Here is a 26,649-nt window from a genome sequence, read left to right as displayed (position 1 = left end):
TTTTTGATTTGTCAATTCAAGTCGGCAACACCAAATATCTACTCTGGTTAAGCCCGCTTGCAGATGGCACCAGTATCAATTTTAAAGACCTATAAAATAAGCCACCGGAATCGTCTGATGGCTTATTGTGGTTTTATCTTATCAGTTATAGACCTGCTTGCTTTAATAATGCGCCTAAGCTGCCGACTTTATTGTCTTGAGCTTTTGGTTTGTCTGATTTATCAGAACGGCGACGCTCGCTGCGCCGATCTTTGGTCTTATCCGCTTTTTTGTCTGATGTGCGAGGCTTACGATCTTCTTTTTCTTTTGGCTTATCGGCTTTTTTGTCCGCCTTGGCAACTTCTGATTTCATACTAAAACCTATACGGCCACGAGCCTCATCAACTGAGATTACTCGCACCGAGACGATGTCCTGAGGCTTAACGACAGCCGCAGGATTGTCCACGAAGCCATCGGACAGCTCTGAGATATGAACTAGGCCGTCTTGATGTACGCCAACATCGACAAAGCAGCCAAAGGCAGTCACGTTCGTCACCACGCCTTCTAGCACCATGCCCACCGTCAGATCCTTGATAGAATTGACATCATCGCGGAACTTCGCCGTCTTAAATTCTCCGCGTGGATCGTGTGCAGGCTTGGCAAGCTCAGCGACGACGGTTGCAAGTTGGCTAAAATTATCAGCGCTGTCATTGAGCGATTTAGCGACCGCCTCATTACCTAGTACGTCTGTTAATGATTTATCCGCTTTACGTAAAATCTCATACACCAGTCCATAACTCTCTGGGTGGACGCCGGTAGCATCCAATGGCTCCGTGCCATCCTTGATGCGCAAGAAACCTGCCGCCTGTTCAAAGGTCTTCACACCCAGACGCGGTACGGCTTTTAGCTCTTCACGGTTTTTGAAGGCGCCATTGGTACGACGATAATCAACAATCTGCTGTGCAACATTTTTATTTAGACCTGCGATGTGCGCCAAAATGGCAGGACTTGCTGTGTTCACATCCACGCCCACAGCGTTCACGCAGTCTTCGGTTACCTTATCAAGGCTAGATTCTAGTTCGGTTTGGTTGACGTCATGCTGATATTGCCCAACACCGATCGCCTTTGGCTCAACTTTTACCAACTCAGACAGCGGATCTTGAAGACGGCGAGCGATCGATACGGCGCCGCGAACGGACACATCAAGGTCAGGCAGTTCATTGCTGGCAATCTGGCTTGCCGAATATACAGACGCACCTGCCTCAGAGATAACCAACGCTTTGACGGACAGTTTCTCATCATCGATGATGGATTTTATCAGACTTTCGCTCTCGCGGCTTGCAGTGCCGTTGCCAATGGCGACCAGCTCCACGCCATGCGATCTGATCAGACCTGCGATCATCTTGCGCGCTTCATCGACTTTATTATAAGGTTCGAATGGATAAGCTGTGTCGGTGGCGAGCACATCGCCTGTGGCATCGATCACCGCCATCTTCACACCGTGACGGATGCCTGGATCCACGCCCAAAATCACCTTACGCCCTGCTGGCGCTGTCATCAGTAGATGCTTTAGATTCTCGGCGAACACACCAATCGCATCGGTCTCTGCGGCCACACGGCGCTCGGTTAATAGGCGGTGCTCGATTTGGCTGCGCCACTTGGCATGCCAAAGCTTATCGGCCGTATCTGCCAAAAATGCGCCGTTGACCGCTGACTGATCAACACCGAAGTGGCTTTTGATTTTTTGGACAAATGGCTCATCTTCGCCATCAACGTGTAGCACCAGCACATTCTGCTGACGACCGCGCAGCATGGCAAGCAGACGATGGTTCGACAGCTTGGCAAATGGTTCGCTGTGCTCAAAATAATCTTTAAATTTCTCGCCTGCCTCTCGCTTTTCTTCACCGACAAGCTCCGAGCGAATGCTGGCCGTCTTATTAAAACCAAGTCGCACTTCATCAAGCAGATCCAAAGACTGCGCCCAAGTATCTAAGATAATCGCCTGTACGCCTGCCAACTGCTTATCAAAGTCTTTAAAGTCAGCTTCAAAGGTCTCGCCGGTCTCATCAGTCAGAGTCTCAGGGCAGCTAAATCCTTCCAAAGCCTCGCTAGGTGTTGCACCCACCAGGATGTCTTGTGCAATAGGTTCAAGTCCTGCCAGTCTGGCGCGGGCAGCCACCGAACGACGACGCGGACGATAAGGCTGATAGATCTCTTCTAATTCAAGCTTAGTATTCGCTGCCTCAATGCGAGTAACGAGCTCATCAGTCAGTGCATTCTGAGCGGTCAAAAGCTCAATAACCTTAATGCGTCTGGCTGCCAAATCACGCTGTAGCACCAGGCCTTTTTCCAATGCGCGCAGCAAGGCATCATCCAGACCGCCTGTCTGCTCCTTACGGTAACGAGCGATGAATGGCACGCTCGCACCCTCATCAAATAACTCAGCAAATGCCGCCACTTGACTTGGCTTTACACCGTGCTCTTTGGCAAGTTTGTCATAGATGGCGGCATGATCGATCGGGGTTTGGACGATGTCTGTCATAGGCTTGTTCTTTAAAAATCCAAAATGGGAACTTAAAATAGTCATCATTTTATCATAGTCGCCAAGCCATAAAAACCGCAAAATTCATCCCAGCGGCGAAATTGAGTTAAAATTTGTTATCGTTTGCAAATTTTGCTTTATTCATGGCGCGGGCATGGTATGATAAGGGTGAGAGGTTGAAAAATTTTGCAAAGTTGCCAAAAATTTGTTACATTTTTTTGTGCAATGTTGTACACTAACAATAATAATCAGTGGTAATCACCTAAGGATAAACCATGACAGAAACTAACGAAAATATTGCCCATCGCATTTTGGTTGTGGACGATGACGTACGTCTGCGCACCTTATTACAAAGATTCCTAGAAGATGATGGCTTCGTCGTGCGAGTGGCGCATGATGGCAAGCAGATGGATAAGCTGATTGCGCGCGAGATCTTCTCTTTGATCGTGCTTGATTTGATGCTGCCTGACGAAGATGGCATCAGCATCTGCAAGCGCCTACGCACCGAAAATTCTGACATTCCTATCATCATGCTGACCGCCAAAGGTTCTGATGCTGACCGCATCGCAGGCCTAGAAGCAGGAGCGGATGACTATCTGCCTAAGCCATTTAACCCAAAAGAGCTGTTGGCTCGTATTAAAGCAGTCCTACGCCGCCAAAACCGTGAGCTTCCAGGCGCCCCATCACAGCAGATGGAAGTGGTTGAATTTGGGCCTTGGACACTTGATCTATCAACGCGCACCTTGAAACGCGACGGTAATGTCGTCACGCTAACCACTGGCGAATTTAGCGTATTAAAAGCATTAGTACAGCACCCAAGAGAGCCGCTAACTCGCGACAAGCTCATGAATCTGGCCCGCGGTCGTGAATGGGGTGCGATGGAGCGCTCGATTGATGTGCAGGTCTCTCGCCTGCGCCGCCTGATTGAAGATAACCCATCTCAAGCACGCTACATCCAAACCGTATGGGGCGTGGGCTATGTGTTCGTTCCAGACGGTGCGGAGAGCTAATTAATCGGCTTCACATAAAAAAGCAGGTTATTACCTGCTTTTTATTTATTCTATTATTGCCGTTTTTGTAGTAGATAGACGCCTGCCAGCGCACTGATGATGATGGGTAACAGCGCCATGACAAATGGCGACCAATTAGCAGCCAAGGCAATAAAGCCGGTCAGATCAGTCAGATAACTAAACAAAAGCCCTGTCAATAACGCCAACACAATGCGAAGCCCCAGACCTTGGGAGCGCAGCGATCCAAATACGAATGACGATGCCACCAATACCAAGGACAGCACCGCAAAAGGTGATAGCAGCTTTTGCCAGAATTTTAACTCATGACGTGCTGATGATGAACCTTGATGATTCATGAGCTGGCCATGGGCATACAGGTCAGTCAGCGACATGTCCTCAGGCTCACGGGTCAATAGATGCACATCGGTAGGCGCAATGGGTAGTGTCAGAATCTTGGCATTCTCATGGGTACGGCTTACGCCTGATGCATTAATATTTACCACATCGATGTCTGACAGCTGCCACGAATAGCGATCATCACTGCTCTTGGCATCATACACGCCTGACGATGCGCGCATCGCCCCTGTTAGGTTGCTGCTTTGATCTAGCGTATAACGCTTGGTCTCGCCAAGCACTCCATCGCTGTCGGCATAGCTGATATGGACGATGTCTTGCCCACCATCATGCTCATTCACCGACCAGTAGCCATTCACGGACACGAGCTTGGTCTCAGGGGTGCGCGTATTAATGGCTTCAGCTTTTTGGTTGGTGATGGGTAGTACGTATTGATTCACCGCAAGCGACAACACCACGAACAAGCTGGCGGGGATCATCGCCCAGCTGATGATGCGGTATTTGCTCACGCCCGACGCTTGCATACTCACCAGCTCGCTGTTGCCCGCCAATAATCCCAAGCCTACCACCGCACCAAGCAGCGCGCCGGTTGGAATGAACTGCACCAAGAAATACGGCGAACGATACAGGATGAATTTGAGCGCATCCATCACCGTATAAGTGTCGTTTAGATCCTCAAGCTCATTTAAATAAGCAAAAATCAGCTGCAACAACCATAACCCAAGCACCGCACCAAGCATCGCCAAGAATGCCGCTCGGATGACATATTTGGCTAAAATATGTGACTTCATGCCGCGCCTCCTTGACGATTTAGACGCCGTTTTGCCATCATGCGTTCATGATAATTGATGTATATCGCCACCGCAAACAGTACCGCAAGAACCACAGGATACGCCCAATCTCCAACCCTGCCCTTAGCGATGCTTTCCTTCAGGGAAATCAAAATCAGCACATTCGCCACGAAGATAAATAACGCAGGGATAAGCTTTAACCATCTGCCTTGGCGCGGCTTCACTTGGGCCAATGGTGCTGCCAAAATCGCCGCAATCAAGATCAGCCATGGCAAGCTGAATCGATAACCAAGCTCGGCATGAATCTCTTGGGAACTTGGAGTTTGATTGGTCGTATTCATGTTTGCAAACAAATCCTGAGTCCGCCAACCTTCGATCTTTAAGGGTTTTAGGTCTTCGTTGCTGCTGGCTGCCAGACTGATGCGATATCGCTCAAATCCAATCTGGCTGTATTTCTTACTGGTGGCATCAACTTCATAGCGCCGCCCCTGATGCAGATCGAGCCGTATTACCCCATCATCACTGTCCACTTGGGTCGCAGACTTAGCAAAGATGATGGTGTCTTTTTCAGAGATGAGTTCTTGGGGGATTCTGGTGGCGATTTCTTGTGCTTTTTGGGCATTGTCCGCTTGGTCATCTTGATGGGCGATATCGCTCATGCTGGCGGCATTTCTAGGGTCAGGGTTTTTCGCCATTTGGATGACGATGACATCCTGTAGATACTCGCGGTTCTCGCCAATCTCACCGACATAGAGGTGGTATTCGCCACTGCTGATGAATTTTCTTGGGGTAATGACGTCAAAGATCTCGAGAACTGATTGCTCCTGCCAGATGTTCGCTGCCTTCGCCACGCCCCATGGTTTAGCGACGAGCGTGATGAATCCTTGAGCCAAAAAAGCCACCAACACAAGCGGTATGAGCAGCCGAGACACGCGCCCACGACTGATACCGCTGGCGTTTAGTACCGCCATCTCATGATCAGCATACAGCCGACCAAAAACAAGCATCAACCCAATAAAAAACGACAGCGGAAAAATCAGCTCCAAAAAATAAGGCAGGTTATAGCCGATGAGCGTAAATAGCACGCCCACATCCAGCCCACCCTCTGCCGCCACGCCAAAATAGCGAATCAAACGCCCGCCAAGCAGCATCACCACCAAGAACCCAAGTACCAGGGCTGTGGTCGTAGCAACCTCGCGTATCATATAGCGGCGTAAAATCAAGACGTCATCCAAAACCAGGAAAATTAACCTCTCATTATATCAAAAAAGCATGGCGAAGATTAGCGATGATGCGAGGATTTTGAGCTTTTTTGAATAAATTTTTAAACAAAATGTTTAGGCGATTTTGGTAGTTTTGGCTCGCTTTTTTGTCATTGCGCACTATGTATTAAGCATGGCAAATATGCTAAACTAATCTTGTCGTAAGCCCGCTTACACCATTATTTATTCATCAACAAAACTCACAAGGAAAGATCATGTCAATTCAATTATCGGTTCATTCAGAACTCACCCTAAAAAAAGCCACCAAATCCAATCCTCTACCGCAGCTGGTATTCTTCGCTGACAATGAAGGCAAGCTTCTTGGCAACACCCAAAGCGAACACACCGCCCGCGCAGAAAACCTTATCAAAAAATCAGGGTTCAAGGGTGAGCTGTGTGAGGTGGTGAGCGATTACGCCTTATCAGATGATGGCGTAGGCATCACTATCATTGGCGCAGGCAAATTAGACAAACTTGCCAAAAACATCCAAAAGCTTGGCACGGCAACCTACAAAACCATCAAAAACCATAAATCAGCCGCCATCGTTTGGGGCGATGTGATTTGCCAAAAACACTTCTCACAATTTGCGCTGTCTTTATTGGCAGCCAGTTATCGCTTCGATCGTTATTTTGCCAAAAAAGCAGATGCCGACAAATTGGCTGTCCTAAGCTTCATCAACAACAAAGACAGCCAAGACGACTATCGGGCAGCACTTGATCTGACCAAAGCCACATTCGCAGGTCAAAGCTTCGCCCGTGATTTGGCAAATGAGGCACCAAACAATCTAAATCCAGTGGCGCTTGCCAAAGAAGCCAAAAAGCTTGCCAAAGAATACGGCGATAAAGTCAAAGTAACCATCCTAGGCGAAAAAGAAATGACCAAGCTGGGCATGGGCTGCTTCATGTCAGTATCCCAAGGCTCCGACGCAGAAGGTCAATTGGTGGTCATCGAATACTACGGCAAGAACAAAAAAGGCAGCAAAAAAGCCAAGCTGGACAACCCGATCGCTCTGGTCGGTAAAGGCATCACCTTCGATACAGGTGGCATCTCGCTAAAACCTGGCGCTGGCATGGACGAGATGAAATTCGACATGGGAGGCGCTGCTGCCATGTTGGGCACTACTAAGGCAGTATGCGAAGCAGGCCTTGAGATTGATCTAGTAACAGTGCTCGCCTGCGCAGAGAACATGCCATCAGGCAAAGCCACCCGCCCAGGCGACATCGTAACCGCGATGGATGGCACGAGCGTCGAGATCCTAAATACCGATGCCGAAGGTCGCTTGGTGCTGTGCGACGCTTTGTGCTATGTTCAGGATAACTACAAGCCGCGTACCATCGTGGATGCAGCAACCCTAACAGGCGCGTGCGTCATCGCCCTAGGTAGCGTGCGTTCAGCCGTGTACAGTAACGATGAAGATACGCTATTCGCCCTAGAATCAGCTGGCGAACATACAGGCGACCTACTGTGGCAGATGCCACTTGATGATGAATACGCAAGCCAACTAAAATCAAACTTCGCCGACCTGCAGAACATCGGCGGGCGCGAAGGCGGCTCTATCACTGCAGCATGCTTCTTGCAGCACTTCATCAAAGAAGGTCAAGCATGGGCGCACCTTGACATCGCAGGCACTGCGTCGCTTAGCGGTGCAAGTAAAGGCGCAACAGGTCGCCCTGTGCCAATGTTGGTGCAATTCCTAAAATCTCAAGAAAATCAATAAACCACCCAAAGAAAACGCCCATATGATGTGGGTGTTTTCTTTATTTAATGACAAGCTAATCGCTGATTGCCGCTATGGCAAATTAACGATGAGCGATAAAAAAGCCGCTTAATCATAAGCGGCTTTTTTGTTGTGCTAATTTAGACTTATTTTAGAACTTCTGCCATTGCATTGGCAACATATTCAACGTTCTTGTTGTTCAGGCCAGCGATGCACATGCGGCCATTTTCAACCATGTACACCGCGAATTCATCACGCAGACGCACGACTTGCTCAGCAGTCAGACCGGTGAAGCTGAACATGCCACGCTGCTTAGTGAAGTAGCTAAAGTCACGCTCTGGCAGCTTGGCGGTTAGGGCATCTTGTAGTTTTTGGCGCATTTCACGGATGCGGTCACGCATCTCATACACCTCACCAACCCACTGCTCGAACAGCGCTTCATCGTTCATCACGATGTCCACGACGTTGTTGCCATGTGATGGTGGGCTTGAGTAGATACGGCGCACGGTGAATTTTAATTGACCTTGTACGCGGTCGGCTTCTTCTTTTGATGGTGCAACCACCGACAGACCACCAACGCGCTCACCGTATAGCGATAGGTTTTTTGAGAATGAGTTTGATACAAAGATCGGCAAGCCCATGTCCACAGCGCGGCGGATGGCGTACGCGTCGCCTTCCATATCTTCGCCAAAGCCTTGATAGGCGATGTCCATGAACGCGATGAGCTTTTTGTCTTTGACAATATCAAGCACCACATCCCATTGATCATTGGTCAGATCCACACCGGTTGGGTTGTGGCAGCATGGGTGCAGTAGCACCACGTCATTTTCGTTTAGACCTTTGAAGAATTCGCACATTTCATCGAATTTTACACCGATCGTCTGGGCATCATAATATGGGTATTTTGCCACTTCGATGCCAGCACCTTCAAAGATACCGATGTGGTTCGCCCATGTTGGGTTTGACACGTAGCATTTGGCACTTGGGAACCATTCATGAATGAAGTCTGCACCCACTTTTAGTGCACCAGAGCCGCCTAAAGTTGCGATGGTGGCGACACGTTCATCTTTGACGATTTGGCTGTCTTTGCCGAACAATAGATCTTGGCATGCTTTTTTGTAGCCGGCCAGACCATCCATCGGCAGGTAACCACGTGGGCGTGGTGGGTTGGCGATCTGAGCTTCAGCCGTTTTTACACACTCAAGCACAGGCAATTTGCCATCCTCGGTGTAGTACACGCCAACACCCAGGTTCACCTTAATGTCGGTGCGTGGGTCGTTCGCAAATTTATCCATCAACCCTAAAATCGGGTCGCCCGCATAGTGTTCAACATGATTAAACATGGCAATTTTCCTTAGGTTAGTAAAGGCCGTTAAAAACAAAGACAGTATAGCCGAAAATCCGCACCTTGTGCAGATAAATATGTCAAATGCGATCTATTTTGGGTTGCTCACCAAAAATTCGTGCGCATTCTCAATCAAAAATTCTTTAAATGCCACCGCAGCAGGCGACAGCGAACGATTCTTGTGGGTGTAAAGTAAAAAATTACGCTCCACCACAGGCTCTGCGATCGGGCGCATGACCAAGCCGTTCTGCTCTACCCATTCTGCCGCATACAGCAGACACACCGTCACGCCCAGACCCATGCGCACCATGCCAAGCGCGGTCGATAAGAAATTAATCTCAAAATCAGGGTGGAAGATACGGTTCGAGATGTTCGCAGGCAGCTCATTTTGCAAAGACTTAATAAAAGGTCCGTTCAGGGTAATCAGGCGTTCATTCAATAGATCCGCCCAGCGCACCACGTCTTTTTTGGCGAAGGGGTGCGTGCTAGGTAGTACTAGATAAAACGGTGAACGAAATAGTGTATCGGTCTTTAGGTCATTAGAATGCACACGCTCAGGCGCCACACCCAGATCCGCCTCGAGATTCTCAATGTGCTCCACCACATCATCCACAGAGCAGTCAGTTAGCGTGACCTGAATGTGCGGATGCAGTTCACAGAACTTAGCGATGAACTTAGGCATCGTCGATGCGGATAGCTGCTGTGAGACCGCCAGACGAATGTGTCCTTGGTGCAAGGACTTTAGGTTGGAGACCTTTTCATTAAGCACGGACATCTCATTGAGCACACGGCGCGCCTGCGGCAATAAGCGCATGCCCGCATCGGATAGGTGCAATTTTCGTGTGGTGCGATCGAACAGCTTAACGTCTAAATTCTGCTCAAGCTCCTTGATCAGACCGCTTAAGGCGGATTGCGTCAGGCATAATGTCTCAGCAGCCTTAGTGAAGCTGTTCTGCTCAGCTACCAACACAAAAGCGCGCAACTGGCGCAGCGTAGTACTCACGATTATAAATCCTAGTAATATATGTATAAATTAATATTATAAATCATAATTCGTAAGATACAAGTGTTCTAGAAAAATAAATCTGTGATTTTGGGATTTTAATGAAATAATGCCTTTTGATCTTCGCAGCCATTTAAATTCTCATGCCTTAAAAGAACAGTAGAAATTTAAAAGGTCGTTAGACAGCATAGAGTAGCATGCGAGGCGGCGATCTACAAACAGTAGAAATTTAAAAGGTCGTTAGACTACCAGAGAGTCACAGAGCGTATAACACATCTACAAACAGTAGAAATTTAAAAGGTCGTTAGACGCCCTACGCTTCGCACAAGGTCCACAAGATCTACAAACAGTAGAAATTTAAAAGGTCGTTAGACTCCAGAATAAAAGCCAAGAACTTAAAATTATCTACAAACAGTAGAAATTTAAAAGGTCGTTAGACAATTTGATGTGAGAATTTGCACACCTATCTACAAACAGTAGAAATTTAAAAGGTCGTTAGACCCGTTTTGGGGTATTTTTAATGATTTTTTGAGAGATTAGCAAGTTTTTTGCACAAAAAATAATCATTTTTACCGACAAAACATGATAAATCACGCATTAAGACTGAGGTTTGCAAAGTAAATATTTGAGCGTGCTTTAGCTCTCTTACTATAACAAACCTCATCATTTTTTCCAAGGCTTTTTATAAAATCAACAAATCCTCATTGCGATGTTTGGCATGGCCAAACCTTAATACTTCACGTTCTGTAAATCGAAAAATAATGACACTGTCCGCCCCTGTAAATAAAGGCTCAAATTCTGCTTTTATTTTTTCGATGATGATATTTAAAATGCGTTCGCTGTTTTGGATTTCATACACCGAATATTGCAATCTATCGCCATATTGCATTAAAAATTTGGCAAATCGTCCACGCACCTTATTATCACTGATATCATAACTGACGATTATCATATATCTCCTCCATTTGCTTGCATGTCAAAACTTGGCAACATCAAAACCAATTCGTCAAACGCCATATCTTTATCAGCATATTTCATATAGGCACGATAAAAATCCCTGATATAAAAAAATATTGGCACTTTATGGGTGATGATTGCCTGCATTAAAATGGCGTTATAAATTCTTTGATGTTCAGTTTTTAGTTGGTATTGCATTTTTATTTGATTAAAATGCTCTGTTTTAAATTGCCCAAGATTAAATGATGTTAATACCTGCTTATCCACGATACAGCGAAATGGTTCAACCAAATCACATACCAGAGATTTTCTTTTATACCAAAGCTGATGAAGCATGCCTTTGTAAACATCAAAACCAAATAATCTCAAATTTATCTCTATATAATTAAATAATAGCGTATAGCCCATATCCAGAACAACATTAACAGGGTCTATTTTTAGGCGTGGTTTTCTGCCTTGCCAAGAGGTATGTTTTAATTGCCCAAAATGATATTTAAAATAACTTTTGGCAATATTACCCTCTATACCCATTAATTCATCCAAACGTTTGGTTTGATCAATCCGCCTTTGATAATCAGCCAATGTCTCTATCATTTGGCGTAATTCATCGTCTTTTTTACGAATGCCTTTTAATAAAGTGATAGAATTATTGGCTTTTTGTTCTATGAAATGTTTGGCAAAATTTAAGGCTTGATTATCTCCAATGGCATATTGCTTTTGTCTTAATAGATAATTTGCCTCACCAAAAGAGCTGACAAATAAAATCGGTCTTAATCTTGAATTTAACAAAATCAAGGCAATGCCATATTTTTGACAAAATTCAATCAACACATTGGTCAGCGTACAATACCCAATAATCATCAGAGCCATGGCTTTATGGCGGGTGATTTTGGTTAATGTCTCATCGCTGTCCTTGTTTTTGATGATGATATTGCCTTGCGAGATACAAAGATGATAGCCGCCCTCTAAGTTATTTAATAATATCATCTGTTTTTCTTTGATGTCCGAAATGCTAAGCATAGATTGTCCTTATTTAGTCCGTCTTATCACACAAAGGCTGATAAATACAATGAGTGCATTTATTGGTATTAATGTAAATATCATCAGTCATGGGATTATAATGACGTATTTTATACAAATGATTTTCAAACCAATCAATAATCTCATCATCAGGCAACGCCAAAGCGTGGCTTTTATTATCCGTCATCGAATAAAAACCCAAATAATCCACTTCAAACCCCATTTCTACCAAACAAAAATACTGGGCATAAAGCTGCAATTTATAACCGTCATAAATCGTTTTAATCGTGCGTTTGCGTTCGATGAGTTTTTTGCTATCGGCAAAATATTGGTCAATTTTACCTGTCAAGCCATATTTATCCGAATGCACCGCCATGGCAGTGATAACGGTCTTTTTGGTGCTGTATGTGCCATTATCCACGCCCTCATGAGCGATTTTGCCTTTGACTTGTGGCGTATCATGATATGTATCATCATCCAATGCCTGATAGACGTTATGTAGATAAATAGAATAGGGACAAAAAATAAAATCATTTAATTGACTGATATTTAACGTATGATATTCCATACTATCTCCCAAATAAAAAGCCCAGCCGAAACTGAGCTTTTGGCAATTAGCGGTTTTGAGCGAAGTTTAACCATGTTTGATTGTCAATGGCAAGTTTGACTTTATTCAAATCATCACTGTTTTTGATTTGTTCTAGCACCCACAAACCCTTTAATGCGATATGATATGCCCCATTGGCATCCGCATTTTGTGGCTGTGTATCATCCGCCAATGCCGAATTAAAAAACACACCCTCATCATTTGCCACAGGCGATAGAATAAAATCTTCATCGCTACTGGCGTTACTATATCGTAATGCAAGCAATGTCTTTAATAGATACATCAGCAATTTATGAAATTCTTTATCGTTATTTTGGCAAATATCCATAACCAGATTTGGCTGTTTGTCATTGATGTGATAGCGAGTAAATAGCGATTTTAATTCATCATTGACATTAACACCAATGGTCGCCCCTTTATTTTGATTGGCGGTTTTGTCATACACATAGCGTTTATCGCCATGCGAGCAAATCTTCCATATTTGGCGAGAGTTTTTGGCTTTGTCAGTAAATTTGGCATAATCAATATGAAATTCAAAATAACCCCTATCTGCGTTATAACAAATCTTATCAAATTTACCAAAAAACGCTTGCGACTGAGCGATATTTTCATAACGTGGTTTTAACAAATCCACAAAGCCCGTTTCAGGGTCTATTTTACTGGTATTCCATGCAGGCACATAGAATAAAAAGCCTGTTTGTTTGCCAATGCTTTTTAGATCAGTAAAATTATTGGTCAATTGCAGGGCATTTTTATATGAACCAATCTCATCATCTGCCTTATCTTTTAATACCAAATGGTTTAGCTTTTTGATTAGAGCATTTTCAAAGTTTTGGTAAATTTGTTTTTCCACCTTAAAGCGACCACGCTTAAACCCAAAATTTAAATCCTCTAACACCACAATGGCATTATATTTAAGCATAAGCTGGCTGATTTGATGTACCACATGGCTTAGATAGCCCGATTTTAGCTCTTTTATGGTCTCAATCTCACCCCAACCGACACGAGCATTTAGGCGTTCTATTTCTCTCTTGTCCAGTATCTTATGATAAGGCGTGGTCATTTGTGTGCCATTTACCGATGCGGTAGTGATGTCATTGAGACTACGCTGTTCTAAGATTTCGCCTTTGCTATTAATCACTGTCAGATATAGTAAATGTCGCTCGCCACGGTCTATGCCTATGACATTCACCTCATCATATTGCTGTATGCTTTGATTAACTTTTTTATTAAATTCTTTAATCGTCATGCCCTGTACACCAAAATTCATGGTAATAGGCACATGTAGCATAAACTTATCTTGGGTATAGCGTTTATCTTTGATGATGTCATAGACAAATTGACGCTTTTTGGGATTATCAGGATTTTTATTTTCTAATACCTCACCTGCACAATGAATGGTGGTTTCATTCATATCCAAAGACGCCTTACGATAAAATATCTGTGCCTCGCCATTTAATTTATAAATTGGATTGGCAAGATTATCTTCGCTAAACAACGCCTTAAAATACAAAGTATGCAAATTGGGCTTACCGTGAGCCTTGGGCGAGAAATCTTTATTATAAATCTGGAATAAATACAACTGACCTTGTTCAACCAACTCGTCAATATAATCGGCGTTGATATCCACAAATTTTACTTGATAACCTTGTGGTTCGACTTCTCTATAAAAATCACTTAAATCCTGATAGCTACTGGTTGGCGAAAATTTAAAACCAAAATGTTGCCATTCTGGATGTTTATTAATACCCGCCTTAAAAAAATCAATCAACGCATGGCAGTCTTTTAGATTAAAATTATCGCCTTTTTTGTGCGTGCCTTGTGCATATTTATCCAGTAGTTCAGCAGAAGGGTTATAATAATCCAAATTACTCTTGGCAAAAAATACTTTGGGTAGCATTTTATTAGGTCCGGGCAATAATTTATAAATCATTTTTTGATAAACATTTTTGCCTGTATTTGGAGCATTATCAAATACTTTTTTATGAGCTTTATCTAATAACGCCAAATAATAACAGCCGTCTTTTTGTAAGATAACCCCAAAATTATCTTTTTCTTTATTCAAATCCCACCCATTTAATAATGTCGGATTGCCAAAGTTTAATTTGTATTTTTCGGTGCTAAATGGCTTTTGCGACAGATAATCACGCACTTTGTTATAAAGCGTGGGAGTCTTGGCAAGCTCATCATACAACACCCCAAACTCACCATAAAAATTGCCGTCTTGGTTGTCTAGCGTGGTTTTGGTCGTTAATAACTTGGTAAAATGCACCACGTTTAGAGCGTTGTCTAGCAGCTCTTTTAGTTGCCTGATTTCAGGGCTTTTGTCTGACTTAATTTTGGGCAATGCTCGCTCGCCTGCTGGACGTTCACGCTCCAAAAAACCCTTAATGGTGCTGTGGTTGTTGTGTATTTTTTGGATTGGATTATCCACGCCTGCCAGACCGTGTTTGAAATACTGTCCAAGTTTGCCCGCCTGCACAGACTCATCATCATGCCTAGCAGTATAATGCTCTATCGCCTGCTCAAGGCTTGCCAAGGAATGCACGCCTTTGATGAATTTGTCTTTTTCTTTTGTCAGTTTTGCTTTGGTATTGTCGGTTTTGGCTTTGGCAAATTTATCGTTAAACTCTGGATTCACCACATCCACATAATAGCCGTCCAGCACCCGACCCAACAAGGCAAAATCACCAAATGCCTGCTTGGATAGTTCATTTAAATTTTTATGCTCAACATAAATGCCGTCCTTTTGATGGTCATCAAACCCATCAAACAAGCTTTGCACCTTGGCAAAAACATCAGCATAATGGCGGTAAAATTCATTGACCGCTTGGCACATCTCGCTATCATCGGCAAATTTGCTTGGCAAAAATGACACACCCATGCCGTCGCTTAGGATTTGTTTGTGTAGGGGGCGTAATTTGGCGATACGTTCGGATTTGTGGCAATGTTGGTTGTGATGACTATTGATAAGCTCATTGATACCTTGTATCTTGCGAGAACCTGCCTTGCCACTGATACCGCCAAGCAGGGTCTTGTATTATAAGCCGTGATACCCTCTTGGGTTAAAAGATTGTGATAGCCGTCCAGATGACTTGCCAGCGACACATCCAAGCCACTCGCAGTCAGCTCATTTATAATCTGGTCATACAACGCCGAGTGCTTTTGTTTGATGGTTGCCAGTATTTGTAGGTTATCAATAAAGCGTGGTAAGTTTTCATGAATCAGACGATAGGCAATGGCGGTGTGTTTATCCTCATCGCTGTACATGTTTTTGCGGTTGTCATGAAAACCAGTAAAGTAAGTGCTAAACTTCTCAAAATGGGCAAGGTGAGCAAGCTTTGGCGATGACTCGCCCTCTTGGGCGATGACAAATTTCGCCAAATCACCAAGCTCTTTGCCGTCCTTAAAGAGCTTTGCCCCAAACAAGCGGTCATAATCCGCCTTGTATTTTCCGCCATTACCGATGGGCTTCACGATCTCTTTTCTTAAAACTGCTTGCAAGTCCTTTAGCTGTTTTTGCAATCCATCGTCTTTGGGATTTTTTCTAAATTTTAAATACACATCATAAAATTCTACCAGCTTAGTTAGCTTAACTTCGCCCATCATATCAGCGATAAAATCACGATGATAATCGTCCAGTATCGCCTTCACCTTTTGGTACATGTCCGCCATGGTCTCATCTTGGTTCAAAAAGTTTTTGGCATGGATATGCTCTAATGTCTTGCCAATGGGCTTTAATTCAAAGCGCACGGTTTTTGATAAGGGGTATAGATGAGTAAAGTCTTGAAATAACATAAAAAATCTCCGTTTGGTGGTGGCTAAGTACTGTTTTGGTACAGTTGTATCTTATGAAAGGCGATTTGTCTCGTCAATAATTTTTTATGAGAATATGCATTAGAATAAACATATCATTTTATGACATGTTGTGTTATAATTTTAACCGTCTAACGACACCACTAATTTCTACTGTTTGTAGATTGAGAATATGCAAAAATCATGAAATATCAATGATTTGATTGAAGCTACCAAATAGATAACATCGAACTTCAAAGTATTTATTATTCAACCAAATACCGTCAGCCAATAAAAAACCGACTTCCTAAGAAATCGGTTTTTGAGGGTTTTTAGATTAGCCCTTGTAGGCGTATTTTGGATCGACTGCTGCGGTAAATAGCACGTCAGTTGATGAGTTTAACGCGGTCTCCGCCGAGTCTTGTACGACACCGATGATGAAGCCGATCGCCACCACCTGCATGGCGATGTCATTAGGAATGCTGAACAAGCTACACGCCATCGGGATCAGTAGCAATGAACCACCTGCCACGCCTGATGCACCACACGCTGCCAAGCTACCAATGATGGCAAGCAATAACGCCGAACCGAACGATACATCCAGACCCAACGTATGCGCCGCTGCTAGGGTCAACACGTTAATGGTGATCGCCGCACCCGCCATGTTAATCATCGCGCCCAGCGGAATGGTCACCGAATAAGTCTCTTCATTCAGACCCAGCTTACGCGCAAGGTTCATGTTTACAGGAATGTTCGCTGCTGATGAACGCGTAAAGAACGCCGTCACGCCCGACTCACGCAGACAGGCCAATACCAGTGGGTATGGGTTTTTACGAGTAACTGCAAGCACGATAATAGGGTTCACCACGAGCGCGATGAACAGCATACAGCCCACCAACACCATTAGTAGATGACCGTAGCCCAGCAATGCATCCAGGCCAGTCTCAGCGACGGTCGCCGCCACCAGACCAAAGATACCAATCGGTGCAAAGGCAATCACCCACTTCACCACGTTGGTGATGGCAGCACTTAGGTCTGTTGCGACTTGGCGTGTGGTCTCACTCACATGGCGAAGCGCCAGACCAATTAGCACCGCCCACGTCAAGATGCCCATGTAATTGGCTTCTGCCAATGACTTAACAGGGTTCGCCACCAGATTCATGAGCAGCGTGGTCAACACTTCTTTTAGGTCCTGTGGCGGTGTCTGTTCGATGTTCTCTGCTGCCACCAGCACAAGCTCCGTTGGGAAAGTAAAGCTCGCCACCACAGCCGTCAATGCCGCGGTAAAGGTGCCAAATAGATACAGAATAAAAACTGGCTTGATGCGAAGATCGCCACCGCCACGATAAGACGTCACCGCCGCAATCACCAGCACAAACACCAAAATCGGGGCAACTGCTTTTAGCGCGCCCACAAAAATCGCGCCCAAAATACCAACAGAAATACCCACAGACGGCAACAGCGCGCCCACAATCGCACCTAAAATCAACGCCGCGATGATCATCGGCACCAATCCGGCTTTAAGATATGCATTCACCAACGAGCGCATACAGACTCCTAAATTGTTAAATAATGATTGATAATGCTTAAAATTTAATTAAAAATCGTTCTACTATACCACTTTTATCGCCCATAAATCTAGCATTTTTGCAATATTAGCAACAAAGTCGTTACATCTGAGTAAGTTTTAAGACCATAAAAGCTGCATTAATTATAGTCTATTTCTCGCATTCAATTCATATAAAATAGCTGCCCTAAGCCAAACCAACAGTCATATCAGCACAAAAAAACGCCCGCCAAGGACGCTTTTATATAGCAGCTGCATTCAGATCAAAGCAGCATCTGATACCAAGATGCCATTATTATCAGCATAGACGTATGCGCCATCTTTGATGCTAACCCCGCCAAAATTTAGCGTCACGCCTGTCTCACCGATGCCTTTGCGGGTGGATTTTTGGGGAATGCAGCCCAGCGCATGCACACCCAAATCCAGCTCGGTCAACGCATCGACATCACGCACACAGCCATAGACGATCACGCCTGCCCAACCATATTTGACCGCGCTCTCAGCGATCATGTCACCAAGCAGTGCACAGCGCATCGAGGCACCGCCATCTACGACGAGCACCTTGCCAGCACCATCGGTCGCAAGTAGCTCTTTGACACGTGAATTATCCTCGAAGCACTTGACCGTAACTGCCTGCCCGCCGAATGCTTTTTTGCCGCCAAAACTACGGAAAAACTTCCCATCCATGCTTGGGCTGACCACCTGAATGTCTTTATCCGCGTTGTCATCCAACAGGTCACAGGTTACAAATTCGCTCATTTTTTACTCCTTGTTCAATGATGATAAGCCTAACAATCGGCTTTAACGGATATAATCTCATCAAAAAATAGCATTCTCGCCCTGATTTGTCAATTCGCGAAAGCTGGCGCACGCCATCAAAAATCAAGCTTTCGCCTTGAATGAAAATCAATCTGCTCGCCCGTGACAGGATCGATGAATGACAGCGATTTGGCGAGCAGCTGTAGCGGTGCATCGAACTCGCCACGCGCTTTGTGCTTAACCTGCGGATAATAAGGGTCGTTCTTGATGGGCATGCCCAGATGGTTTAGATGTACTCGTAGCTGATGCAGCTTGCCTGTCGTGGGATGCAGCTCATACTTTGCCCAGTCGCCTTGGGTCTCCAGCTGATGAATGAGTGTGTGCGAGTTCGGCGGCGTATTGACATCGACACGCATCGTATAAAATGGCTCGCCGCGCGTTAGATGTAAGTGAACATCCATCGGAAATGCCATATCGGCATTGCAGGGTGCGATGGCGTGATAAATTTTATGAATGGCATTATCTGAGAACAGCGACTGATAGATGCCGCGAGTCTTTACATCTTTACTGATCAGAATCAACCCTGCCGTCTCACGATCCAGCCGATGAACGGGCGAGAGGTCAGGATTATTGGTCTGCTGCTTTAGCCGAGTGAGTAGCGTCTGACGAACGTACTCACCGCCTGGCGTTACCGCCAAAAAATGCGGCTTGTCCACCACCATGAATCTGTCGTTCTCATAAAGCACCTCATGAGCAAAAGGCACAACAACCTCATCCTCCAAAAATCGATAATAATACACCGAACGCCCATGTACATAAGGCGCATCTATGGTGGTAGTCTCGCCATCCTCCCAAAATACCAACCCATCATCAAAGCGTCTGCGCCATTCCGGAATGCCCACATGGGGGAATTTTTGGCATAAGAAAGTAAATAAATCGACAGGCGGACTGACTAATTTCTCAAGATAAATCGTGCTTGGTGATACGCCAGCAATCATCGGCGGAACAAAATCTGACATGGCTGGGTTTAATTGTCATGGCTAAGGATGGATGTGCATTGTAGCATGATTGTCTGCTTAGTCTCGAACTTATCTAATGCTAATAACTTGACATATCTAAAATTACAGATATAATGATATGTAAGTTTAGATTTGGTTATTTTATATATGAAATCAACTGAGATTTTTAAGGTGCTTGGCAACGACAGCCGTTACCAGATTCTATTATGGTTAAAAGACCCTGCGACCCATTTCGGTACTGATGCACTGCGCTGCGCTGAGACAGGTTTTGATGGCGGCATCTGTGTGGGCGTGATCGCTGATAAGTCAGGACTGGCTCAGTCGGTCATCTCAAGCTATTTGGCCAGTCTACAGAACGCGGGGCTGATAGAGAGCAAACGACTAGGCAAATGGACCTACTATCGATATCGCGCTCAAGGCGTGCGTGATTTTATCCACCAAATCACACATGAGCTAAATTAACAAAAGTATCGCCAAGCCAAATTTACCCAAAGCTTATATTTCCTTGAAAAAACCTTTATCACTCATATCTATATTGATATATCTATATTGATAGATATTTATAAATTTTACAAAGAAGAAAACCATTATGACTGACGTATCCATCCTAAACCTAGCGCCATTTCGCGATGGTGAGACCTTTACCGACGCCGTGGACGACTTGGTTGATCTGGCGCAGCGCGCCGAGAAGCTGGGCTATTCACGCTACTGGATCGCCGAACATCACAACATGCCCTATCTGGCAAGCTCAGCGACCAGCCTGCTGATTCAGCGCGTGCTTGATAAAACAAACACGATCCGAGTTGGCTCGGGCGGCGTCATGCTACCCAACCATTCGCCATTCATCGTCGCAGAGCAATACGGCACGCTGGCAAGCCTATACCCGAACCGTATCGATCTAGGGCTTGGTCGTGCACCAGGTACAGACCCGCAGACAGCGCGAGCGATTCGTCGCCATCAAGATGACTTCGCGATGAGCTTTCCTAGCGACATTAAAGAGCTTCAGTTTTATTTTGGCGATGATGATCAGGGCAAAAAGGTTCGCGCCTACCCTGCCAAGGGGCTTCATGTACCGCTTTATATCCTAGGCTCAAGCACCGAGAGCGCCTATTTGGCGGCGGAATTGGGCTTGCCTTATGCATTCGCCTCTCACTTTGCACCGAGATTCTTGACTCAGGCGGTGGACATTTATCGCAACTACTTTAAGCCATCTGCCGTGCTCGACGCCCCGCAGGTCATCGCAGGCATCAACGCCATCATCGCAGACAGTGATGATGAAGCCGAACTGCTCTCCACGACAAGTCTTCAGTTCTTCTTGAATGTAGTAACGGGCGATCGCTCCGGCATGAAGCCACCTGTTGCAGACATCCAAAGTCATGTGCCGCCTCACATTCTAAACATGGCAAAAAGCATGATGGCGTGCAGCATCATTGGCTCGCCTGCCACTGCCAAAGAACAAATCGAAGAGCTACAATCACGCATTCGAGCAGATGAGCTAATGGCAGTCAGCTACATTCATGACAAAGCCAAACAAAAATACTCCTACGAGCTGTTCGCTGACGTTGTACGTTCGCTATAGATAGCATGTAAGCTAAAACTTACAGTATTTTAAGAAGTTGGCGTATTTTCATCCCTGCTAGAACTTGGCATAATACACTCAAGCAGCAAGGAAAACGGCAAATGGATGCGCTAGCATGGATGAATGCTGTGGTTTATGGATAGAAGTTAAGGATGACGCAACAAGTAGTTAAGTAGTAACAATCCTCCCACCTAAAAAGACCGCATTAATTGCGGTCTTTTTATATTGAGGTCAATAGTTCTACTCTGACGGGTAAAAAAGACTTGGCGCACACCAAGTCTTTTTTATGAATCTTTCGATTATTTAATCGACCAATATTTGGCTTGCCAATTGCCCAAGGCGTCGTTAGTCGAATAGCCTGCCACGTAAGGCTTAACCACGCGAGCATTCACTTGATAATACACCCAAATGTTCGGTACATCTTTGTCCAAGATCGCCTCTAGCTGATGGTATACCTTGGCACGCTCAGCATCGTCTGACTTGCTCAAAGACGTCTTTAATAGGTTGTCATATTCTTGGCTAGAATAATCGCCATAGTTACCCGAACCCTCTGTACGCATGACGTTTAAGAACGCTGCGGGATCGTCATAATCACCGCACCATGCCGCACGCGCCATCTGATGTTCGTGGTTACGGCGGCTGGCCAGATATGCTTTCCATTCTTGATTGACAAGGGTAATTTTGGCAAAGCCTAACGCCTCTTGCCATAAAGACTGTGCTGCGACGGCGACTTTTTTATGGTTCTCACTGGTGTTATACAGCAGGTCGAATTTTAGCGGGTTTTGCTCATTATAGCCTGCTTCATTTAACAGACGCTTGGCTTCTGCGATGCGCGCTTCCTTATCAAGTTTTTGCCACTCTGGGGTGTAATTTGGGTTATTCGACACCACCGTTGGGGTCATCTGATAAGAAGGCGTCTCGCCACGGGCGGCGACTTTCTCGGCGATGGTCTCGCGGTCTAGCGCCAAGGTCATGGCACGACGAACACGAACATCGTTAAATGGCGGCTTATTCACGTTCATCTCATAATAATACGAACAGAACGATGGCGATGTCTTCACGTCATCACCCTTGACAGATGCCAGAATGTCGCTTGGCACATCGGTATAAGTCACATCAATCTCGCCCGCCTGATAACGCGCATAATCCGTAGGGCCGCTGTCGATCGGTAACAGCACCAAATTCTCAATGGCGACATTATCCGCATCGTAATAATGAGGGTTTTTAACGAAATTCATTCTCTCGCCCACGCGCCAATTTTTGATGATGTACGGACCGTTAACCACGATGTTCTCAGGTTTTGCCCAAGCATCGCCAAGCGCTTCTACGACTTTTTGGGGAACAGGACGCATTGCGGTATAAGCAAGCATCTGCGGTAAATATGGCACCGCCTCAGACAGCCTGATTTGTAAGGTCTTGTCATCCAGTGCTTTGACACCCAGCTCTGCAGGCTTACGCTTACCCTCGATGATGTCGCCAGCATTTAAGAACTTAGCATCTGCTACGAAGTTGGCGAAGTTGGCAGCAGTCTCTGGATTCACCATACGCTGAAAACTATAAACAAAGTCTTGGGCGGTGACGGCGTCGCCATTTGACCATTTCGCATCACGCAGCTTGAAGGTCCACGTGATATTATCACTAGTCTCCCAGCTCTCAGCAATGCCTGCGATGAGCTTACCATCAGCATCGGTTGTCGTGAGCCCTACGAACTGCTGACGCGCCACACCCGACTCCGGTACACCGCCTGTCTTATGCGGATCTAAGGAGCTGATCTCAGCACCATTGTTAATGGTGAGCGTGGTTTTGTCTGTTTTGGTGGCGGTGTCTGTGGCGGATTTATCACCGCAGCCTGTGAGTGCTAACATCACACCTAATACCAATGCGGTGGTGCTGTGCTTGGTAAAATTCATAAAAACCTCGGGTTGGTTAATCTTTGGGGTATTTTAACACTGTCATGAATCGGACATAGAGGTTTCTTTATTCTTATTTGGAATAATATTTTTATATAGATGTGGGATAGATACAAGTTTGTAGTCAATATCTTACACACATTTGAGAAGTTGGCGTATTTTCATCCCTGCCAGAACTTGGCATAATACACCCAAGCAGCAAGGATAGGGTAATGGATAGCCCGCAGGATGAACGCTGTGACTTGCTTAATCTTAAGCAACGTATGGACACAAGCAACTAGGATAGAGCAAAGGAGCTAAAATAAATAAAGCCGCAGAGTAATCTGTGGCTTTATTTGTTATTGGTGTGTATCATTTGGCTTGATAGCGACATATATGCCGCTAAAATGTCCGACATCTTTTTGATCGCAATACAATCGGCACACCACATTCACACGCGCCCGCCCAAATCTCTCGAAGGCCTCTTTGACACTTTGGCAATCCATGTCATCGAGCTCTGCCACCACTTCCACATCGCTTGGTGCGGGCGCCAGATATCGCATTTGGCTGCTTTTGATGACGATATTGCCATCCACCTTTTGCACATTCTCATATGTGATCGCCCAACCTGCCAAAGTCGCTGCCAATGACAAACTGCCGCCAAACATTGTCTGATGATGGTTGGTATTGCCTTGATATGGCAGCAGCAGACGCACACACGATGCATCGTGCTCAAGAACACGAATATCAAGAGAACTCGCGGCAGGAATACGGTCTAAAAAATACGATAATGGCTTCATAATAAGTCTTATATTGATAGTCGTTGATATTGTAGCATAACCCATCGGGAACGTTGTAAGCATATGCTTACACCACTTTACGACATTAGCATCTTTTCGCACTAGGCGAGTTTTGGCATAATACACCCATCAGCAAGGAATACGGCGAATGGATATGCCAACATGGATGAACGTTGATATTATGGATAGAACTTAAGGATAGAGCAAGTAGCAAAACCCCCGTACGATAAAGCCCTAACTGATGTTAGGGCTTTATCGTATGTGTTTATTCGCTCATCTCTCCATAGATGCCTAGACTCTCGCCGAATGCCTGAACTTTCTCACTGTCTAGCTGCACCGATATCGTCACATTATCAGAGTATTCTGCCGATAATATCTCACCGCTCGCCTGTCCCACCAGATAGCGTATTTGGGCTTCGTTAGCAAAGTCCGTGCTCACTTTCACCACAGATTTTGGAATAAATTCCACCAAATCCATCTTATCCACGACCATCTGCGTGACCGTCGCATAGGCGCGAGTCAGACCACCTGCCCCAAGCTTAATCCCGCCAAAATAACGAACTACAACCACCAACGCATTGCCAATGCCCTTATGCTGTAAGACATTTAGAATCGTTCTGCCTGCGGTTCCATTGGGCTCGCCATCATCATCAAAGCCTGCGTGCGTGGTATTATGTGGATCGCCAATGATGTAGGCCGTACAGTGATGGCGCGCGTCTGGATAGCGTGATTTTAATTGTTCCACGTGAAACATCACATCTTCTTTGATGTTGATCGGATAGGCAAAAGCAAGAAATTCGCTCTTTTTGATTTCATAAACCGCAGCGCATGGCGCGGCTAGGGTATGGTAGCTCATGTGAAATTTTTTCATATAATAAGCCAAATATGATACACTAAACGCCATGATTTTTAAATGAAGACAACACATGAGATTAGATAAATTCCTAAGCAAAGCCACCGAACTGTCTCGTAAAGACGCCAAAAAAGTCCTGCATGCAGGCGAAATCACCGTCAATGATGAGATCATCAAAGACGGTAGCGTACACATACATGCCGATGATGAAGTACTGTGGGCGGGAGAGCCTTTAAGCGTGGCAGAGGGCAATCGCTACATCCTACTATATAAGCCAGATGGCTTTGAATGCACTCTAAAAGCCAAAGAATACCCCATCGTCACCGATCTCATCGCTGTGCCAGAGATTGGTAGCCTTCGTATCGCAGGACGACTGGACGTAGATACCACAGGTGCATTGCTGCTGTCCGATGATGGTGCATGGCTGCATCGTGTGACCAGCCCCAAGCGCCATCAACCCAAGCACTACGAGATCACTCTAGCCAATTCGATGAACGCAGACGAACAAGCCCACGCAATCAAACAAGTTGCCAACGGGATATTGTTAGAAGGCGATACTGAAAAGACGCGCCCTGCTGAGCTATCATTCATCGATGAGACTCATGCTGTGCTGATACTAACCGAAGGTAAATACCATCAGGTCAAGCGCATGATGGGTTATTTTGGCAATAAAGTCGTAGAGCTCCACCGAGCCAGTATTGGTAGCATTACACTTGATGGGCTTGATATGGGTGAGAGCCGATTCTTAACAGCTGATGAAATCGAACAATTTTAAGATTGCTATCATTTAATTTTAAAGAACCAAAAATATGAAAACTTTACTAAAATCTTTAAGTCTAGCCGTTATTCTATCTTTGGGTACAGCGCACGCCAACATTAACGAAGCGCAGATTCGCACCACCCTTAACGGCGCTGGTCTTAGCGTTCCTGTTGAGAGCATACAGCCGAGCCCGATCAGCTCCTTGTTGCTGCTTAGCCTTGGGCAAGGTCAAGAGCCCCTACTCATCACGCATGACCTAAACTATGTCATTCAAGGCAACATCGAGCCCAATCCAAGCCCAAAAGCAGCCACAGGCAACCACCCAAAGACCAAAGCCGGCACACCCATCACGAATGCTCATAAGGCTGATCTGCTTGCCAACATGACCGTTCTAAAAAACATCGATCAACAAGCCGCCTTCTACCACACGAATGTCGATGGCTTGCTGTGGGGCGTTTCTGCCAGTGGAACGCCATTTTTGGTGAGCAGTGATGGACGTTACTTCATCAATGGGGAGATTTCAGTCATCGAAGATGGTCTATTTGCAGGTCTAGACACCGACTTTGAATACGCCAAGAACCGCCATGCCCTAGGTCAGCTCGATCAAGAAACCTTAGCCATCTACCCCGCCAAAGGCACCGAGCGCGCCGTGGTATATATTGCCACCGACATCAACTGTCCGTATTGCAAGATTTTCCATAGTAAAATCAATGAGTTCAATAATAAAGGCATCACCATTAAGGCGATCGGCTACCCTGTCTATGATGAATCACTAGAACCGATGCGACAAATTTGGTGCGAAAGCGACAACACCAAACGCGCCTCTCTACTCTCTGCAGCCATGCGTGGCATCCGCACCAGAGCAACCTGCCAAGGCGACGAGAATAACCTTACTCACAACCAGCTCGCCGCACAGTCTTTGGCGATATTTGCCACACCTGCCATCTTCAACGATCAAGGCGAGCTGTTCCAAGGTGATTTTAATGGCGAAGAATTTTTAGAATTTCTAAATATTCAATAGAAAAAATGGACGGTAAATT

General features: G+C 45.4%; 22 protein-coding genes and 1 CRISPR repeat array. Of the genes, 6 read left to right on the top strand and 16 right to left on the bottom strand.

Going from position 1 to position 26,649, the window contains the following annotated elements; translation table 11 throughout:
* Positions 1-145: 145 nt before the first annotated feature.
* The gene (locus tag DYD54_RS00265; protein WP_063513276.1) at positions 146-2,521 is read right to left on the bottom strand and encodes a helix-hairpin-helix domain-containing protein; all 2,376 of its coding nucleotides are present in this window, start codon (positions 2,519-2,521) and stop codon (positions 146-148) included.
* Between the two features lie 275 nt (positions 2,522-2,796).
* Here DYD54_RS00265 and ompR point away from each other — a divergent pair, with 275 nt between their 5' ends.
* Positions 2,797-3,531, top strand: a complete 735-nt coding sequence (gene ompR, locus DYD54_RS00260; protein ID WP_046695845.1) for an osmolarity response regulator transcription factor OmpR — start codon at positions 2,797-2,799, stop codon at positions 3,529-3,531.
* A gap of 53 nt (positions 3,532-3,584) precedes the next feature.
* Here ompR and lptG read toward each other — a convergent pair whose 3' ends face one another.
* Positions 3,585-4,676, bottom strand: coding sequence for an LPS export ABC transporter permease LptG (gene lptG / locus DYD54_RS00255; protein ID WP_063513275.1), 1,092 nt, complete (start codon positions 4,674-4,676; stop codon positions 3,585-3,587).
* Entirely contained in the window at positions 4,673-5,899 is a 1,227-nt protein-coding gene (locus DYD54_RS00250; protein ID WP_228703566.1) for an LPS export ABC transporter permease LptF, read from the bottom strand. Before DYD54_RS00250 ends, lptG begins: the two co-directional genes overlap by 4 nt.
* Before the next feature lie 254 nt (positions 5,900-6,153).
* On the opposite strand from DYD54_RS00250, the gene DYD54_RS00245 reads away from it, so the two are divergent.
* On the top strand, positions 6,154-7,656 hold the full coding sequence (locus DYD54_RS00245; RefSeq protein ID WP_063513273.1) for a leucyl aminopeptidase: 1,503 nt from the start codon (positions 6,154-6,156) through the stop codon (positions 7,654-7,656).
* A gap of 146 nt (positions 7,657-7,802) precedes the next feature.
* On the opposite strand, the gene DYD54_RS00240 is transcribed toward DYD54_RS00245, so the two are convergent.
* The 10 genes from DYD54_RS00240 to DYD54_RS00200 form a co-directional block, all read right to left on the bottom strand.
* Entirely contained in the window at positions 7,803-8,999 is a 1,197-nt protein-coding gene (locus DYD54_RS00240; protein ID WP_063513272.1) for an amino acid aminotransferase, read from the bottom strand.
* Positions 9,000-9,092: 93 nt separating this feature from the next.
* Entirely contained in the window at positions 9,093-10,004 is a 912-nt protein-coding gene (locus DYD54_RS00235; RefSeq protein WP_063513271.1) for a LysR family transcriptional regulator, read from the bottom strand.
* A 148-nt stretch (positions 10,005-10,152) separates the two neighbouring features.
* Positions 10,153-10,505: a CRISPR direct-repeat array (repeat unit 36 nt; unit sequence ATCTACAAACAGTAGAAATTTAAAAGGTCGTTAGAC).
* Positions 10,506-10,686: 181 nt separating this feature from the next.
* On the bottom strand, positions 10,687-10,956 hold the full coding sequence (gene cas2, locus DYD54_RS00230; protein WP_063513270.1) for a CRISPR-associated endonuclease Cas2: 270 nt from the start codon (positions 10,954-10,956) through the stop codon (positions 10,687-10,689).
* Positions 10,953-11,981, bottom strand: a complete 1,029-nt coding sequence (gene cas1 / locus DYD54_RS00225; protein WP_063513269.1) for a type V CRISPR-associated endonuclease Cas1 — start codon at positions 11,979-11,981, stop codon at positions 10,953-10,955. The genes cas2 and cas1 overlap by 4 nt, the downstream gene beginning before the upstream one ends.
* A 13-nt stretch (positions 11,982-11,994) precedes the next feature.
* Complete coding sequence (gene cas4 / locus DYD54_RS00220) at positions 11,995-12,549, bottom strand: type V CRISPR-associated protein Cas4 (RefSeq protein ID WP_084260539.1); 555 nt, start codon at positions 12,547-12,549, stop codon at positions 11,995-11,997.
* 46 nt (positions 12,550-12,595) lie between these two features.
* On the bottom strand, positions 12,596-15,571 hold the full coding sequence (gene cas12a / locus DYD54_RS00215; RefSeq protein ID WP_256594048.1) for a type V CRISPR-associated protein Cas12a/Cpf1: 2,976 nt from the start codon (positions 15,569-15,571) through the stop codon (positions 12,596-12,598).
* Positions 15,481-16,386, bottom strand: a complete 906-nt coding sequence (locus DYD54_RS11320) for a hypothetical protein (RefSeq protein WP_167541374.1) — start codon at positions 16,384-16,386, stop codon at positions 15,481-15,483. The genes cas12a and DYD54_RS11320 overlap by 91 nt, the downstream gene beginning before the upstream one ends.
* Before the next feature lie 334 nt (positions 16,387-16,720).
* The gene (sstT, locus tag DYD54_RS00210) at positions 16,721-17,932 is read right to left on the bottom strand and encodes a serine/threonine transporter SstT (protein WP_063513268.1); all 1,212 of its coding nucleotides are present in this window, start codon (positions 17,930-17,932) and stop codon (positions 16,721-16,723) included.
* A 276-nt stretch (positions 17,933-18,208) separates the two neighbouring features.
* Positions 18,209-18,709, bottom strand: a complete 501-nt coding sequence (rraA, locus tag DYD54_RS00205; protein WP_063513267.1) for a ribonuclease E activity regulator RraA — start codon at positions 18,707-18,709, stop codon at positions 18,209-18,211.
* 116 nt (positions 18,710-18,825) lie between these two features.
* On the bottom strand, positions 18,826-19,728 hold the full coding sequence (locus DYD54_RS00200) for a pseudouridine synthase (protein ID WP_063513266.1): 903 nt from the start codon (positions 19,726-19,728) through the stop codon (positions 18,826-18,828).
* A gap of 147 nt (positions 19,729-19,875) precedes the next feature.
* Between DYD54_RS00200 and DYD54_RS00195 the strand changes: the two genes are divergently transcribed.
* Together DYD54_RS00195 and DYD54_RS00190 are read left to right on the top strand one after the other, a co-directional pair.
* The gene (locus DYD54_RS00195; protein WP_063513265.1) at positions 19,876-20,190 is read left to right on the top strand and encodes an ArsR/SmtB family transcription factor; all 315 of its coding nucleotides are present in this window, start codon (positions 19,876-19,878) and stop codon (positions 20,188-20,190) included.
* 127 nt (positions 20,191-20,317) lie between these two features.
* Positions 20,318-21,307: an LLM class flavin-dependent oxidoreductase gene (locus DYD54_RS00190; RefSeq protein WP_063513264.1), complete on the top strand. Its 990-nt coding sequence runs from the start codon at positions 20,318-20,320 to the stop codon at positions 21,305-21,307.
* A 299-nt stretch (positions 21,308-21,606) separates the two neighbouring features.
* On the opposite strand, the gene DYD54_RS00185 is transcribed toward DYD54_RS00190, so the two are convergent.
* The 3 genes from DYD54_RS00185 to DYD54_RS00175 form a co-directional block, all read right to left on the bottom strand.
* Positions 21,607-23,217: a peptide ABC transporter substrate-binding protein gene (locus DYD54_RS00185; protein WP_063513263.1), complete on the bottom strand. Its 1,611-nt coding sequence runs from the start codon at positions 23,215-23,217 to the stop codon at positions 21,607-21,609.
* A 338-nt stretch (positions 23,218-23,555) separates the two neighbouring features.
* Entirely contained in the window at positions 23,556-23,996 is a 441-nt protein-coding gene (locus tag DYD54_RS00180) for a YiiD C-terminal domain-containing protein (RefSeq protein ID WP_167541373.1), read from the bottom strand.
* 265 nt (positions 23,997-24,261) lie between these two features.
* Entirely contained in the window at positions 24,262-24,852 is a 591-nt protein-coding gene (locus DYD54_RS00175; protein WP_063514899.1) for a YigZ family protein, read from the bottom strand.
* 70 nt (positions 24,853-24,922) lie between these two features.
* On the opposite strand from DYD54_RS00175, the gene DYD54_RS00170 reads away from it, so the two are divergent.
* Both DYD54_RS00170 and DYD54_RS00165 read left to right on the top strand, forming a co-directional pair.
* Positions 24,923-25,624 carry a pseudouridine synthase gene (locus DYD54_RS00170; protein ID WP_063513262.1) on the top strand — a complete coding sequence of 234 codons (702 nt, stop codon included), beginning with the start codon at positions 24,923-24,925 and terminating at the stop codon, positions 25,622-25,624.
* Positions 25,625-25,658: 34 nt separating this feature from the next.
* Positions 25,659-26,630: a DsbC family protein gene (locus DYD54_RS00165; protein WP_063513261.1), complete on the top strand. Its 972-nt coding sequence runs from the start codon at positions 25,659-25,661 to the stop codon at positions 26,628-26,630.
* The last annotated feature ends 19 nt before the right edge of the window (positions 26,631-26,649 follow it).

This window comes from Moraxella ovis (assembly GCF_900453105.1).
In the GTDB taxonomy this organism is placed as follows: domain Bacteria; phylum Pseudomonadota; class Gammaproteobacteria; order Pseudomonadales; family Moraxellaceae; genus Moraxella; species Moraxella ovis.
Note: the sequence above shows the minus strand (reverse complement) of the source record. Positions and strands in the feature narration are given on the sequence as shown.